Here is a 14,835-nt window from a genome sequence, read left to right on the forward strand (position 1 = left end):
AGTTTAGACGTTATCCTGGTCTTTTTTGTCTGTTGATTGAAGTTTAATCATTAAATTAACCTGAGCTTCCAGCGCTTCCAGTTTTTCCCTGGTGCGGCCTAAAACTTTGGCTTGTACATCGAATTCTTCACGGGTGATTAGATCCATACGATTGAATGCAATCTGCAAAATTTCCTTAAATTTGTCTTCAACATCTTTTTCAATGTTCTGGATGCTGGAGGGGAGGCTGGCAAATAATTTTTTGGCCAGGTCATCGAAATATTTGGGGTCAAACATTATGAAACTCCTTATCAGGTAGGTATTAAATCTGAAACTATTTAACGGCCTCAGTATAACTCAATGCGGAAAGTCTGATAACTGATTTATATTATTAGCTATTAAAAACAGGTCTGTGGTAAAAAACTTTTTCCTGATTATAGAAATGATCAGCTAGAATATTATTTTTAATTGAAAGCTTCTCCAGGAATAAAAAATGAAAATGGTCACGGCAATTATTAAACCTTTTAAACTGGATGATGTGCATGAAGCATTAATGGAGATTAATGTTCCTGGCATAACTATCTCTGAAATGCGGGGTTTTGGCCGTCAGAAAGGGCATACCGAATTATATCGCGGTGCGGAATATGTAGTGGATTTCCTGCCGAAAATAAAAATTGAACTGCTGCTTCCTGATAATATGGTTGAACCTGCTATCGATGCAATCTGCAAATCAGCCTACACCGGTAAAATAGGTGACGGTAAAATTTTCGTCTATGATTTGCAGCAGGTAATTCGCATCCGCACCGGGGAAATGGGTGAGGACGCAATTTAAGACCGCTCACTTTAATTCCTGGATAAAATGCCATTCACCGGCGCTTACAGGCATCACTGACAAACGATTTCCTTTTCTTAATAAGGGCATGCTGCCCAGCTCAGGATAGTTTTTTAGTTCCTCAAGCGAAATCAAACGTTTGAATTTCTCTTTAAACCGCACATCGACCATAAACCAGCGTGGGTTTTCAGGTGTGCTTTTAGGATCAGGATGTTCGCTGTCTGGATCAAATGCGGTGAAATCGGGATAGGCTTTACTGGTTATTTCGGCAATGCCAATAATACCAGGCGGAGTGCAATTGGAATGGTAAAACAATATCTGATCACCCGTTGACATTTCTTTTATAAAATTCCTGGCCTGATAATTTCTGACACCGTCCCAATGGGTTGTCTGATTCGGTGCTTTTTGTAAATCATCAATACTGAAACAGGAAGGTTCTGACTTCATTAACCAATAGTTCATTTTTTTATTTAATCCAGTAAGTTTTCTCTTCGGTCACCACAATAGACATTTTCACATCCCAGTCATCGGGTTTGATAAAGCTGGTGTGTTGTAATTCATAGGCGACGCCAATCGTGAGGGGGCGATCAATTGTGTCCAGGCATTTGTCATAATAGCCTCCCCCCATGCCTAAACGAGTACCATAATCGTCAAAGGCAACCAGAGGCAAAAGGATAAGATCCAATTGGTGGATACTAATCTCTTTGCCGGATTCAACTTGCGGCTCGTGAATGTTATGTTTATTTCTTTCAAATAAAGTGGCAGGCGTCGCCGGCATAAAATGCATGTTTCTATCGGGCCGAATAACAGGAAAATAGCAATATTTTCCTTGTAAGGGAACAGAACGCCATATATCGTGTAAATCCACTTCACCGTTTGCTGCATGATAAAGCGCAATATGTCTGGCGTTGCGAAACACGGCCAGCTGTTTAATCCGATTGCAGATTCGTCTGGAGTTTGTCCGGCGATATTCCAGGGGAAGCCGTTCTCTTATGCCCCTGTAAACTTCTTTCATGCTTCGTTTTAGACGATCGGCCATGATAATTCCACAAAAAAAAGAAACATTTATCAGTTATTTTGGAACAAAAATCACTGAAAATCCATGCTAAATCGAATCCAGTGTTTAAAGACAGGAAATCCTGTCGAATATTAAAGTGATTATGTCAGAAAATTTTGTCAAAAGATCCTAGGCATAATTTAAAAAATAAGGTATATAGCAATTTTTTTATTGTCGTATTCAATAAAATTTGCAAGAGGTGAGTATATGACCGATCTGTTTGATGAGGATGAAATACTGGACGAAGATGGATTTGTCAATCCTGAGGATGATGATGTGGATATGGATGCCGGCGAATCTGCCGTTTTAGATGCACGTCGTCGTTTGGAGAATATGCTGGAGGAAAAGCGCTTGCGTGAGGAGCTTGATGATTTTATGGATTATTAGCAGGTGATTCGCATTCATTTCCATCCGCCTGGCGCTAGCTTGTGCCTTTCCTCGGCAGATAGGTTATTTCTTGGTGAAGCAGTATTTGAAACGCTCAAAGTTAGAAGGGGCAAAGCATTATATAGCAGCCTTCACTGGAAGCGTTTAAGTAATACCGCCGCATTATTGGGTATTCCTTTTACTTTGGCTTTAGAAGAATGGCAACGAGTGATCGGGCAATATCTGGCAGAGCAGAATTTCACTGAGGGTGGATTGAAAATCATATTAACACCTGGCACAGCCGCTCGTGGTTTGACGCAAAGCGGCAATAGCCCGCATCTTGTTCTGGAGTGCTTTGATTATCAGCCCCTTGAGTCTCCCCTTAAATTAATCAGCTGCCCCTGGCAAAGGGATCGCATGAATCCTGTTTACCAGTATAAATCTGTCAGCTATTTTGAAGAGATTCTGGCACGCCGTTGGGCCGCTAATCAGAATGCAGACGATGTTTTGTTTTTTAATACAGAAAACAGGGCGATCGAAACCAGCATAGCCAACTTTTATATAATCCATCAAAACAGGATAGAAACCCCTCCGCCTGCTGAGGGCTTAATATCCGGCATATTGCGTGAGCGTATATTCTCTATTTGCCAGGATAATCAGATAGACTGCCGGGAAAGTCCTGTTACCAGAGCAATGATTCAGGACGCCGAGGCATTATTTACCAGCAATGTGCTGCAGGGAATTAAAGCGGTTTCACGGATAGACCATCTTGACAAGGATAGCGCCCATCCCCTGTTTACCCGATTATCCGCATTGCTGGCAAAAGAAATGGATAAATTTGCTTTTTCATTATGAAGACACCTGCAACCTGAGTTTCAGGCAAACATTTTCTGTGCAGGGACAGGAGGCTGGTCCGCCTGTTTACACAGGGTTGCCTCTTTAAGTACTGTCACTTCCAGAACGAGTGGTTTACTTAATTGTTTGCTCAATTTCATCATCCACAACTTATATTGCTCCTCGCAAAGATAAGGTTTTAAGCCAGTCAATACTTCTTTGGCGGCTGCCTTGTCCTGGTATTCGGATTGCTTCATATAGATAGAAAAATGATAAACGGCCATTCGTGATTCAGTATATTGCCTGGCAAAATCTTTGCGAACTTCAGACTGGATACAGCTATTTGCATTATCCAAATGCTCAAGACTGCGATGCAATGGCATACTTACAGACGCTTCTTCAATTAGCTGAAAATCTTTAAGTGATTGTTCATCCCATCGAAGCAGCCTGGCTTGTCTCTCTTTTAATTCGTTTTTCAGGACTGTTGTTAATGTGTGAGTGATGTAAAAATGCAGTTTATCCAGTTGATAATTGTATATTTCCTCCAGTTGCTCTGAGGTGACAGAATCACTTCCCAGTAATTGTAAGAGCAGACTCAGTGCTTTACTCACCGCATTATTCTCGTTTTCATAATGAATGTTCTCTCTTGCGCGTCTGGAAAGCGCGAGTTGTTCTTTGAGCGACTCCATTAGTAATTCCGTAGGCTGCTGTGTTCCTTTCATTTGTTTTTTCATAATCAGCCAATCATCGACATCATAAAATTGCGTATGAACCAGACGGTGTTCGACCGCTTGAGTAAGGGCAGGGGAAATCTGCTGAACACGTGAAATAATCCATTCGCATGAAATTTGCGAGACAGTCTTTCTGCGTTCGCTTCGAGTTTCATTAATGCTGTCCAGCAAGCGGGTTTCTGAATAGCCGCTATTTAAAACAAACCTTATAGCATCGGCCTCTGCTTCCCTGAAGGCATCAGGAATAATCGAGGGATAATTATAAGGACTCAATATAGCCTCTTGCTCAGCAGGCCTATAAAATGTACTGACAGGCTGTACAGTATTGATAAATGCAATTTGCAGCAGTTTTATCATTTCAGAACCTATTTCATGTTCTTTCCATAGTCCGTCTGCGTTATTTTTGCGGTAATCAATAAAAAGCTTTTCGCATAAGGATTTAGCCACTAAATAGAGCAGAGGATTTTGAGGCGGTGTATGCGTTTTATGATGCAAAGTGAAGATATCCTGAAGCATTTGCAGATGATTACAATGATTGAGAGCCTGGCCTGACAACATTGCTCGAGCCTGTCGACTTGCCTTCCCCTGAGCGTCAAGTGCTTCATAAAGTTTGTCTGCCATTTCATCTCTCATTACTCGACGCAGGCTATTTTCAGGAAAAATCTGAGAGTCCGTCTTGCATATATCAGCAATTAACTCTGCCAGTGGATCAGACAATTTAACCCTGTTTTGTTGAGTAATCGCTTCCAGAATTTTGCGCTGATATATGCCGAGATGAATCGGTGCTTCAGTTTCCAGCGATTCAAATAAAGTATTTATTGCTCGAGGGGAAAGTGTGGCGGCTAAAAACTCTCTGCTTAGAGTTCCTGTGAGAAGACCATCTCCAGAGTCATAATGAAGCTGGCCATTGCTGCGCAATTCAAGATAAATGGTGTGAGGATTTAGCTGCGGATTTTCGGTTTTTAAAGCAAGACCATAGCGAGAAATTCCAGTGATGTTAAGCTTTCGGCGATATTTGTCATCTGAAAGACAAAGCAAAATCAGCAGCTCAAATCCTGAGTTGAGATGGCTGGCAGCTTGCCTGAATCCTGTTACAAAATGGGAAAGCAAGGTGTTTGCCAGCAAATTGATTTCAATATATTCATGGGTGCTGGGATATTCAAACGCTTCCTGGCTTAATTTATAAAGTCTGGAGCAGGCTATTCGGGGGGAGGCCTTACAAATTTTTTGCAGCATCAGATGATAGAGATTGCTTTCCAGTTCGTTTTTTATAGCGTCCAGTCGATTTAATATGACTTCAATATCAGTTGGGGATGTATCTGCTGATAATTGTTCAATACGATTTTTCAGATCATCCAGAGCTGACTTGGGATCGATAAAAAGAGCCAGCTCAAATTCATTGTCTTTAAGATCAACTAAACAGAGGGATTGGTGATAATCTTTTAACGCCAGCCTGGTTTCAGAAATTTCGATGTCATCCAGAAGTGCCTTTCTCAGAGAAGAGCCTTGAGGATAGTTGATCGGATAGAAAAAAGAGAGGAATCTCCAAAACCAGGTAAAATGAGGAGTCCAGGTCCAGCCTTGTCCGTGATTGTCGCTTATGAGCTGTTTTCGATATTCTTCAAATCGATTTTTTCTAATCGATAATGCCTCGTCTGAATCGAGTATCTCTAATAATTTACGTTTTACTCCCTGATATTTTTGCGTTTTGTTCTGGTGCAGTTTTTCTTTCCAAAGAAACAATTTTTTTTCATCGAGGCTGTACTGGCGCATGATAATCTTCTTAAGATTAAATATTATTCAATTATCATAACTTGATTTAAAAAATTGTACTGTTAAGTTATTGTAAGGCTTTGCATCATTGTGTTAACTTAAATTTAAGGCTATATAATTAATATGTACTTGATCTGGATACCGCGAACAAGCCGCGTTACAGAGCGAGTTAAAATGAAGATAAGGAGATTACGGAGCTGAAAAAAAATTAAAAAAATTGAATATTAATGTTTCTTAAGAAAACCTTAATCTTCAATTGATATTATTGGTATAGGTTTAGTGCGGGAGTTTTTTATGGCCATTGACGAAAAATCAAATAGTACAGCAGCAATATTGAAAAAGCTGGGAGTAGGCAATAACACTCTTTCAGCATCAATTCAACCTGTTTCGACCAAGGCACAAGGTCTTGCACAATCTGAAGCTGATATACTAAAAGATATTCTGACAAGAAAAGAAGGACCTCAGAATACTCCTGGTTGGAGCTGATATTCGGTTTCTTTTTAAACTCACTGTTAAAACCAGACTGTTTTTGCACATCCACAGTTTCATTCTCAAAATTCTCACTTCAATAGTTGACAATAAATCTCGCGCAATTAAATATGTTATATATAATTGATAATAATTAACGATTCCGGGGTTTGTGATGGCTGGTACATTTTCCGAGAGTACCCACTGGAGGGATTCGGCCAGGAGTGCTCGCTTTTTTATGGTGGATGCGCGAGCTGCGTTTCCCATATTTCTCTTTCTTATGCACATACGAATATGGACAGGCGTACTGGTCCTCGTCTCTGCTTTCTTTTTCGGCATCATTGAACACTATGGGTTCACCGTGCCCGTTTTTTTACGCTGGCTCAGGAGTTTTCTGGCTGGGCGAGTCCGATCCTCTCAACCCTGGTGGCGCTAATGGAAGTAGATATAAAAAAAAGTATGGCCTTAATTGCGGCGAGCATGAATGCCAAGTTTTATTTGAATGATCGTTTTGTAAGTTTTGACGAAGTGTTTTCCGATACCGGTCTTCTTCCAGCTATTGCCAGAAGAGCAGATCAGCTATGTTCTCTCTGTCTGGGTTACGGCTTGGGGGCAACTTTTGATGAAGCAGAAGGGTCTTTGTTAGGAATTCGCGTGGTTTTTGATGAAGTGACTCCCAACGCTCTGCGTTTATTATGTATGACTGATGTCATTAACGAGCTCATTCAGGGAGGACCCAGTCGTGATTATACTCCTTTGGACGAACTGATGTATGATTAATCACATTTATTTAATATAAACTCTTGATTAGTTGGGCACTTCAGGTTTAAATGAATAAGAAAGCATGTTGTTTGGCTAGATTTCAGGATGTGCTATTTGTTTACTTCCTGTTATAAAAATAATAGTAAGCCTTAAGTTTAGCTTAAGGATAAACTGCTAAACTTATAGTTGTAATTGACCGAGTTGGGGTGTAAGGAATGGCAGAAGAATTAAAATCCGATAGTACTCAAATAATGCAAAGCTCATTAAGGCCTGGCTCGTCTCCAAGAAGTGAAAAGCCTGTCTCTGATGTAGCAAATTATTCGTCCCCATTGGCGCAAGCACAAGTTAGTCAGGCCAGTAAAGTATTAACTGCTGAAGAAGCATACAAAGAGTTTCAGAAAAATTTTTCCACCCTGAAGCGATTGAATAGCTTTAAACCTGATCCAGCCAATGCAAGAGGTGTGGAAGTATTGGGCAAGTGTGACAATGATTTCAAGGCTGCACTTTCTACTCATAAACCAGTTAAGTCCATTGAGACAGAGGTTGTTAAGGAAGAAGTTGAAACCCGACGAGATTACGGATTGTTCTAGTTTAAGGGTAGTACTTTAAAAGTTATTGTCCTGAAAAACTTTAAAAACAAGCCCTAATAATTTATCTTGATACTCTGCATAGATTACATAATACTGTTATACTCCACTTATCCCTGAATGATAGAGCTATCAAGCTCTTTCATTTTAATTTTCAAGAATTTTCTCACGCATGAAAGACAGTGTAGACGATCAACAATCTGCAGATATTTTAAAGGCTCTTGATGAGGCTATTGAAACAGGCCCCTGGGAAGAGTCTAATTTTTTGCGTGTTATCGGAAAAAATCTGCGTGAGATTAGAGACAGTTATAATCGCTCACTGGAAAATGGAAAACCTAAAAATAATTCCAATGCTACCTTACTTAATCGGGTAGCCTTGCGCAGTGGACAGCAGGAAGTTTTCATAGCGCTTTATTCTTCAGAGGGAAATAGCATGCAAAGCTGGGAGAGGATTCTCGCCAATTTGCCTCGTCAGGTTATTTCGCGTCCTATTTATGCCGATGAAGAGAATGTAAAATTTATAATTAAATCGAAAGAAAATAAAATGAATGAGTCTTACATTAGCATTTTCATCAATCAAAGTGATATTTTGCCGCTATCTTCCGACAAAATTCCGCAAGATAAGTTTGGCAAGCCTTTATTAACTTTAAAGGACCGTTCAATTAACCTTGAAAATATTAATCGCTTTGTTCATTATTCGGGCACTTATAAATATGTAAAAGGCCGCTTGATAAAAAACCAACCCAATGATAGTCAATAATTTTTCCCGTCCTTTTTGTTTTTCCTGGCTTTATTTAAAAAATAAACGAACTAATCTCGCAAAATCCTTAGGGGCAGGTATATACTTGCTGTTATGTAAATCTCTTTGATTTGATGGGATGGCTCAACAACCACAACAGCAGGGCGGCGGCGATAATTCAATGGCCCCAGTATGGATTATGGTACTGGTGTTTTTGATCGGCTGGATTATCTGGTATGCCGGGCATCAGTATATCGTTGCTTTTGTTTTTAAAATCAATGTGATGCAGGCAAAGCTGGTAAGTCTTTTTATAAGCAGTTCCAAGTTAGAGAACGATGTTTATCTAATGCAGACCATTGATCCTGCTACGATCAGTTGGACCCAGTTTCTTGACCTGACTCGTACAGTAGGTGATTACGTTCGTTATCCTGTCATAGTGATCCTGGTCGGATTAGCCTTTTATCTTTATCAGTCTAATGTCGTCTTAAAATTTAAGCGTGCGCATGATATGAAAAGCTTAAGAGCACAGGAGCAATACAATTGGCCCGCTATCATGCCTGTCGTCAAGGAAGATCTGGTGAGTCAGGATATCAATAAGGGCCCCTGGGCAATGGCGATGACGCCGCTTGAATTTGCTCGCAAATATCATCTGCTGCGAAAAGATGATGCAATTTTGGACAATCCGCTGCCTGGTATGGAAATGACTGCCGGTATTCGGCGGGGAGATGCTAAGCGTGTGTTTACTTTGCAACTGGGACCTTACTGGGATAGCTTCGAGCGATGTCCGCCCCATGCCAGGGCTTTGGCGGCAATATTCATGGCGCGGATGAACAGAGACAGAGGCTCTGCTAATCTGATCATGGAAACAATCGACAAAACGTTCAGTGAAGGCAAGCCGGATTATTCGGTGGCCTTACCGATTATCAAGAAATACCAGAATGCAGAGAATGTTCAGGAAATTCTGGTACAGCATGCCTATTTACTGACAGTAATGGCTTCCCTGTTACAGGCGTCCAGAGATGATGGTGTGGTGGCCAGCTCGGAATTTCTCTGGTTAAAACCCACAGACAGGCGATTATGGTATATGCTTAATTGTGTAGGCAGGCAAACCCCCTTTGCGGAAGTTGCAGGGCCGTTTGCCCACTGGAAAGCAGAAAGAGCTATGAAAAGACGTTCGCTGGTGCCGATGATCGATGAAGCTATTAAAGCCCTGGAAGCGGCTATTAAAGAAGTGAAATTATCTCCACGCGAACTTCAGGAGTTGCAGCCATGATGCGCGGTATTGATTCACGTCATGAAATAGATCCAAGCCAGTTACTTAGAGATACTCGAACGGTTGGTCAGCGTTTAGCGGATTTCTTTTCCGATCCCACCAATGTATCGATTATTCTGGTTTCACTGGCCGGTATTGCTTATTACGTTTCTGAAATAGCGACTTTGCTATTAATTCTGGGATTTTTCTTTTTTATATATACTTATACCCGCAAACAGGTCTTACCCTTTCGTTTACCTAAAATCGCCCGTGTAAAAGATTATAATGATTTGAAACCCGGTATTAAAACACCCTACACCGCTCGCGGTATCGCGTTTTTTGGGAATGACCGCAAAAGCAATGAAGAATTATGGTTCGCCAATGAAGATTTAAGAACCCATGCCTTAATTTTCGGCTCTACCGGTAGTGGTAAAACCGAAGCGCTGGTCTCGCTGGCATTTAATGCCCTGGTACAGGGAAGCGGCTTCATTTATGTTGATGGGAAAGGGGATAACTCCCTCTATGCAAAAGTTTTCTCAATGGTCAGAAGCATGGGGCGAGAAGATGACTTACTGCTCATTAACTTCATGACTGGCGCCCGCGATATTGTGGGTCCCCAGGAAAAACGTCTCTCCAATACACTAAACCCTTTTTGTCAGGGTTCTTCCAGTATGCTAACCCAGTTGGTAGTTAGTCTGATGGGATCCTCAGGGCAATCCTCGGACGGTGATATGTGGAAGGGAAGGGCAATCAGCTTCGTGGAAGCATTGATGAAACTGCTTGTGTATATGCGCGATGATGGTGCTATTTTGCTGGATGCCAACTCCATTCGTAATTATTTCGACTTAACCCGTCTGGAAGCAATTGTTATTGATAAAGTATTTCCGCGGGATGAGCAGGAAAGTATAAATATAGAATCTGTTCCAAAGCTTGTGACTGACCCATTAAGAAACTATGTGTTTAACCTTCCGGGATATAATAAAGAGAAGAAGGGCAAACAGGTTTCCCAGGTCCTGGAACAGCACGGGTTTATTACTATGCAGTTGGTGCGGGTATTTTCATCCCTGGCTGATACCTATGGGCACATTATCAGAACCAACCTGGCCGAGGTGGATTTTAAAGACGTAGTGCTTAACCGCCGCATTCTGGTTGTCTTATTACCTGCTCTTGAGAAATCTCCGGATGAGTTATCCAATCTGGGAAAAGTTATTGTATCTTCACTAAAAGCAATGATGGCAGCGGGCTTAGGTGAAGAGGTTGAGGGTGATTATCGGGATGTGATCGAGCGAAAGCCTACAAATTCACCTACACCCTACATGTGTATTCTGGATGAATATGGTTATTATGCCGTTCAAGGTTTTGCGGTAGTGCCTGCACAGGCCAGGTCTTTAGGATTCTCTGCTATTTTTGCTGGTCAGGATTTACCAGCGTTCCAAAAAGCATCCAAGGAGGAAGCTGCGTCAATCGGTGCGAATACCAACATAAAAATCTGTATGAAGCTGGAAGACCCCATCGAAACCTGGGATTTCTTTACCAAAACTGCAGGTGAAGCCTATGTAACCAAGGTCGATTCTTTCCAGACGAAAGATAGCAGTATGACTAACAGTTACCTTGATACTAAAAGTTCTTCCTTTGAAAAAAGAGCCCGGATTGACCTGCTGGATTTAAAGGAACAAACAGAAGGCGAGGCGCACATTTTCTTCAAGTCAAAAATTGTCCGTGCGCGTATGTTTTACGCCAATCCCAAACCGGTTAAACAATTAAAGCTCAATCAGTTCCTGAAGGTTGAAGCTCCACCGGATGAGTATCTGGCAAAACTGCAAAAACAACTGTCGGGTTTCCAGAAGGTTCTCGAAAGCGGTGATCTGAGTATCGATAAAGTTCCTGAGAGCGAAGAAATAAGCCTCATTACCAAGGTATTGCGTGAATCAACAGTGGTTGAGCCTATCGAACGCGGCGTGGCTGCTTTGCTGGCTTACCACGGCCATAACGAGCCAGAACCGGTTGAAGAAATTATCGAAGAGGAAGAAGAGGGCGTTCTTACCATCTTCAGCAAACTGCGAACGTCTCATAATACCCTTCCCTTACTGGTTAAAGATACTGAGCAGTTTTCCATGCCTATTCTCGCAATTAACGAAACCAGAAATTACCTGGCTTCGATTGAAAGGAATAGTGGGGCAAAGGATAAATATTCAGGTTCTGTTGCTAATGAATTGATAAAAGACTTCCAGATGGCGACCACCTATCCGCCACAGGAGAGGGACGTCATTGAATCTTATGAGTTAACAGAAATTGTAAGAACCCTGACTGGAAGGATTGTCGAAGAGCGGCATAAGGCTAATGAGAAAGCTTCAGAAGAAACCTGATGTTTTTATTCTCTTACCTGCCTCGCCTTGTGTAAACCTATGTCCCTCGGCTCGCCCGAGGAATTAAGAAGACTCATAGAGAAACACTGGACTCTGCTCACAAGCCATAGGGGTGATGTGTGTCGCAGTGTGTAGGCCAACGTCAGTTCAAAATCTTCAAAAAGCAGCTATTTTATGGAAAACACAACGGTCTCGAAGGCTGCTCATTCTCCCATTGTAAAATTTTGGAAAATATTTTCTCAGCTCAACTTGTTTCCAGTGGTGATGATTTAAAATCTATTTTGCTTAATACTTAGTCATTCACTGTCTTTTATGAATTGAATTTTCATGAACTGCTTGTAACGTAATGATTTGTATGTTTTTATTTGATAATGAAATTACCGAAGGTCACGCCAGCGTTTATCATCGCGATAAGCTGTGAATAATTTTGACAAGAGGGTATAAGTGAGACGAACGTTTTTTGACCTGCTTAAATCAATAGTTCTGCCTGTCAGCTTGCTGGCAACCTCTGTTTTGCCTGGATGTAGCAGTAAGGGCGGTTCCTATCCTATTGATGAGGGGATTAAATTACCTGGAAAGGTCCAAAACAGCTCTGATTCAGCAGTGATGTCCATGCAGAGCAAATTCAAAAATATGGGTGTCAAAGTAATCACCATCGGGTCAGATTATCTGATAAGTATTCCATCTGCTGCACTATTTGCTGATCAGTCCCCTCGACTGACCTGGCAATCCTACGCGATATTAAATGATGTAGCGCAATTTATGAAAATGTTTAGAAAAGTGTCGGTAACTGTTACTGCGTATAGCAATAAATATTTGTCTTGCAAGCGCGAGCAGGCCCTTACATTAACTCGTGCACGCTCCGTTGCAGATTATTTATGGTCCCAGTGTATAGATAGCCGTTTTATATTTGTAGAGGGCGCAGGAAGTGATAAGCCTATTGTAGGAATAATGCAGGGTGGTGATCAGTCACCTAATTCCAGAATTGAAATAACATTTAGAGACGCTATTGTATAGCAGAGGTTAAAATGAGTCGGGTGGCTTGGAATTTAATTAAAGAATCCAAATCATTTTATGTTTCAACCTATCGCAGGATTGGGACTTGGATATTAATCATGCTTGGCATCAATGTATTGCTGTTTATTGCAATTGCATATAGCCGGTTTCATCAGCCACAGCCGGATTTTTATGCAACCAATGGAATTACGCCGCCAGTCGTATTAACTCCAATGGATACACCTAACTATTCAAACGAAGCTTTATTGCCACCGGATCCGGTAAATGATGACAATGAGAAACCCATTCCAGAATAAAAGAGGAAAAAATGGTTGATGATGCTTTAGCAGTGGTAACACTCCGTAATGAGTTTTACCGCGATGGACAAAGAAAATTAATGGTTGCATTGATCCTGTCATTCATTGTTAATTTTATGATGGCAGGATTGCTCGTATATGTTCTAACCCATCCACCGGCACCTAAATATTTCGCAACCAGTATTAGCGGGCGAATAACGCCATTGTTTCCTTTAAACGAGCCTAACCAATCCGACTCATCGGTGTTGCAATGGGCGAATCAGGCTGCAATTGCTGCGTTTACCTATAACTTCGTAAACTATCGAGATGAGTTGCAGGCATCATCCGGATTCTTTACTGCCGAAGGCTGGCAGCAGTTTCTCACGGCTTTACAACAATCCAATAACCTGGATGCTGTGAAGGCCAAGAAGTTAATTGTTTCCGCTGTGGCAACACGCGCTCCGATTATTTTGCAGAAAGGATTACTGAACGGTCGATATTCCTGGCGAATCCAAATGCCGATTCTGGTTACTTATCAGAGTGCCAGTGAGTTTTCACAGCAAAATAACATTGTTACAATGTTGATTACTCGGGTGTCTACTTTGAATTCGCCTCGAGGAATAGGAATTTCCCAATTTGTCGTGGGACCAGCTAGTGGTGGAGTAACCTGATGCAAAAAACCGGATCGCATAAATTATTAAAATATGGTTTGACTGCTGTCTTCGCATTTAACTCGGTCATTACTGCTTCCTATGCAGCCGAGCAATCCGACTCGGCGCAGCAGGCTTTACAGCAGTTACGTATGCTGCAGCAAAAATTGTCTGCTCAGCAGGGGGGGAATTCCAGCCCCAGTCCGCAGTTGAATCTTCCGCTGGGAAATACTGCAGGAACTACGGCTCAGAGCACTACACAAACACAGCAAACGACTACGGTAGTGAATGCAACAACCGGGCAGCAAATTTCAGGTCCGCCTAAAACTCCCGGCGCTCCTGATCAACAGGTCTTGACTGCAAATGATAATGATGTCATCGACAAACAGGCATTTGATGGCGTCTTAAAGCAAAAGTTTCCTTTAACTCCTGAACAAATCATACGCCTGAGGCATGCTTACCAGGCTAATGACTTTGCTGAAACCTCCACAGCGGGAACACCACCCAAACCGACAGCGACCTCTCAGTTTGTAAATTTGTCGCCTGGATCTACGCCGCCTGTTATCCGTTTATCACAAGGCTTTGTTTCTTCACTTGTATTCCTGGATTCAACCGGAGCACCCTGGCCTATAAGCGCCTACGATCTGGGTGATCCTGCCTCGTTCAACATACAGTGGGATAAAACCAGTAATACACTAATGATCCAGGCCTTAAGACTTTATAATTACGGCAACCTGGCTGTGAGATTAAGAGGTTTGAATACGCCGGTGATGCTGACGTTGATTCCCGGACAAAAAGCAGTCGACTATCGAGTCGATTTAAGAATTCAGGGTTATGGTCCAAACGCTAAAAGTATGCCAATGGAAGAAGGTATTCCTCCGGCAGTCAGTGATATTTTATTGCATGTTCTGGATGGGGTTCCGCCGGATGGCAGCACGAGATTAGTAGTAAGTGGCGGCGATGCAAGAGCATGGTTACTCAACGATAAAATGTACGTTCGGACCAATCTGACCATTCTGTCGCCTGGATGGATTGGCAGTATGACCAGCGCGGATGGTATGCATGCATATGAAATGCAGAGATCGCCTGTTTTATTGGTTTCCTGGCATGGTAAAGTCATGCAGCTCAAGGTAGAAGGGTTATAAGC

18 protein-coding genes are annotated in these 14,835 nt (G+C 41.9%); 14 read left to right on the top strand and 4 right to left on the bottom strand.

Translation table 11 applies throughout. The annotated features are described in order from the left end of the window. Positions 1 to 3: 3 nt before the first annotated feature. Positions 4 to 276, bottom strand: coding sequence for an accessory factor UbiK family protein (locus tag E1O89_RS00765; RefSeq protein ID WP_133138504.1), 273 nt, complete (start codon positions 274 to 276; stop codon positions 4 to 6). A gap of 196 nt (positions 277 to 472) precedes the next feature. On the opposite strand from E1O89_RS00765, the gene E1O89_RS00770 reads away from it, so the two are divergent. After that, positions 473 to 811, top strand: a complete 339-nt coding sequence (locus E1O89_RS00770; RefSeq protein WP_058508948.1) for a P-II family nitrogen regulator — start codon at positions 473 to 475, stop codon at positions 809 to 811. A gap of 6 nt (positions 812 to 817) precedes the next feature. On the opposite strand, the gene E1O89_RS00775 is transcribed toward E1O89_RS00770, so the two are convergent. Together E1O89_RS00775 and E1O89_RS00780 are read right to left on the bottom strand one after the other, a co-directional pair. Continuing rightward, positions 818 to 1,258, bottom strand: coding sequence for an EVE domain-containing protein (locus E1O89_RS00775; RefSeq protein WP_262337356.1), 441 nt, complete (start codon positions 1,256 to 1,258; stop codon positions 818 to 820). A 19-nt stretch (positions 1,259 to 1,277) separates the two neighbouring features. Beyond that, positions 1,278 to 1,850 carry a 5-formyltetrahydrofolate cyclo-ligase gene (locus E1O89_RS00780; protein ID WP_133138505.1) on the bottom strand — a complete coding sequence of 191 codons (573 nt, stop codon included), beginning with the start codon at positions 1,848 to 1,850 and terminating at the stop codon, positions 1,278 to 1,280. Between the two features lie 225 nt (positions 1,851 to 2,075). Here E1O89_RS00780 and E1O89_RS00785 point away from each other — a divergent pair, with 225 nt between their 5' ends. Then, positions 2,076 to 2,255 carry a PA3496 family putative envelope integrity protein gene (locus tag E1O89_RS00785; protein ID WP_112219862.1) on the top strand — a complete coding sequence of 60 codons (180 nt, stop codon included), beginning with the start codon at positions 2,076 to 2,078 and terminating at the stop codon, positions 2,253 to 2,255. Positions 2,256 to 2,258: 3 nt separating this feature from the next. After that, on the top strand, positions 2,259 to 3,089 hold the full coding sequence (locus E1O89_RS00790) for an aminotransferase class IV (RefSeq protein WP_133138506.1): 831 nt from the start codon (positions 2,259 to 2,261) through the stop codon (positions 3,087 to 3,089). A gap of 20 nt (positions 3,090 to 3,109) precedes the next feature. Here E1O89_RS00790 and E1O89_RS00795 read toward each other — a convergent pair whose 3' ends face one another. Continuing rightward, positions 3,110 to 5,572 carry a hypothetical protein gene (locus tag E1O89_RS00795; RefSeq protein WP_133138507.1) on the bottom strand — a complete coding sequence of 821 codons (2,463 nt, stop codon included), beginning with the start codon at positions 5,570 to 5,572 and terminating at the stop codon, positions 3,110 to 3,112. A gap of 294 nt (positions 5,573 to 5,866) precedes the next feature. Between E1O89_RS00795 and E1O89_RS00800 the strand changes: the two genes are divergently transcribed. The 11 genes from E1O89_RS00800 to E1O89_RS00850 all read left to right on the top strand — a co-directional run bounded on the left by E1O89_RS00800 (position 5,867) and on the right by E1O89_RS00850 (position 14,833). Then, positions 5,867 to 6,058: a hypothetical protein gene (locus tag E1O89_RS00800; RefSeq protein WP_112219865.1), complete on the top strand. Its 192-nt coding sequence runs from the start codon at positions 5,867 to 5,869 to the stop codon at positions 6,056 to 6,058. Between the two features lie 157 nt (positions 6,059 to 6,215). After that, positions 6,216 to 6,476 (top strand): IcmT/TraK family protein, encoded by a 261-nt coding sequence (gene icmT, locus E1O89_RS15545; protein WP_112219866.1) that lies wholly within the window; start codon positions 6,216 to 6,218, stop codon positions 6,474 to 6,476. Beyond that, complete coding sequence (locus E1O89_RS00810; protein WP_058508956.1) at positions 6,476 to 6,820, top strand: type IV secretion IcmS family protein; 345 nt, start codon at positions 6,476 to 6,478, stop codon at positions 6,818 to 6,820. The genes icmT and E1O89_RS00810 overlap by 1 nt, the downstream gene beginning before the upstream one ends. 197 nt (positions 6,821 to 7,017) lie before the next feature. Next, a complete protein-coding gene (locus E1O89_RS00815) occupies positions 7,018 to 7,392 on the top strand; it encodes a hypothetical protein (protein WP_133138508.1) in 375 nt (124 codons plus the stop codon). A 169-nt stretch (positions 7,393 to 7,561) separates the two neighbouring features. Continuing rightward, a complete protein-coding gene (gene icmQ / locus E1O89_RS00820; protein WP_112219868.1) occupies positions 7,562 to 8,149 on the top strand; it encodes a Dot/Icm secretion system protein IcmQ in 588 nt (195 codons plus the stop codon). 118 nt (positions 8,150 to 8,267) lie between these two features. Further along, on the top strand, positions 8,268 to 9,401 hold the full coding sequence (gene icmP, locus E1O89_RS00825; RefSeq protein ID WP_133138509.1) for a type IVB secretion system coupling complex protein DotM/IcmP: 1,134 nt from the start codon (positions 8,268 to 8,270) through the stop codon (positions 9,399 to 9,401). Beyond that, a complete protein-coding gene (locus E1O89_RS00830; protein WP_133138510.1) occupies positions 9,398 to 11,746 on the top strand; it encodes a TraM recognition domain-containing protein in 2,349 nt (782 codons plus the stop codon). The genes icmP and E1O89_RS00830 overlap by 4 nt, the downstream gene beginning before the upstream one ends. Positions 11,747 to 12,190: 444 nt before the next feature. Then, positions 12,191 to 12,763: a type IVB secretion system protein IcmN/DotK gene (icmN, locus tag E1O89_RS00835; RefSeq protein WP_262337357.1), complete on the top strand. Its 573-nt coding sequence runs from the start codon at positions 12,191 to 12,193 to the stop codon at positions 12,761 to 12,763. Between the two features lie 11 nt (positions 12,764 to 12,774). Further along, the gene (gene icmM, locus E1O89_RS00840) at positions 12,775 to 13,059 is read left to right on the top strand and encodes a type IVB secretion system protein IcmM/DotJ (protein ID WP_112219872.1); all 285 of its coding nucleotides are present in this window, start codon (positions 12,775 to 12,777) and stop codon (positions 13,057 to 13,059) included. Positions 13,060 to 13,070: 11 nt separating this feature from the next. Continuing rightward, the gene (locus E1O89_RS00845) at positions 13,071 to 13,709 is read left to right on the top strand and encodes a type IVB secretion system apparatus protein IcmL/DotI (protein WP_058508962.1); all 639 of its coding nucleotides are present in this window, start codon (positions 13,071 to 13,073) and stop codon (positions 13,707 to 13,709) included. Positions 13,710 to 13,747: 38 nt separating this feature from the next. Next, complete coding sequence (locus tag E1O89_RS00850) at positions 13,748 to 14,833, top strand: DotH/IcmK family type IV secretion protein (RefSeq protein ID WP_410054749.1); 1,086 nt, start codon at positions 13,748 to 13,750, stop codon at positions 14,831 to 14,833. The last annotated feature ends 2 nt before the right edge of the window (positions 14,834 to 14,835 follow it).

The organism is Legionella genomosp. 1, assembly GCF_900640215.1.
Taxonomy (GTDB): domain Bacteria; phylum Pseudomonadota; class Gammaproteobacteria; order Legionellales; family Legionellaceae; genus Legionella_C; species Legionella_C quinlivanii_A.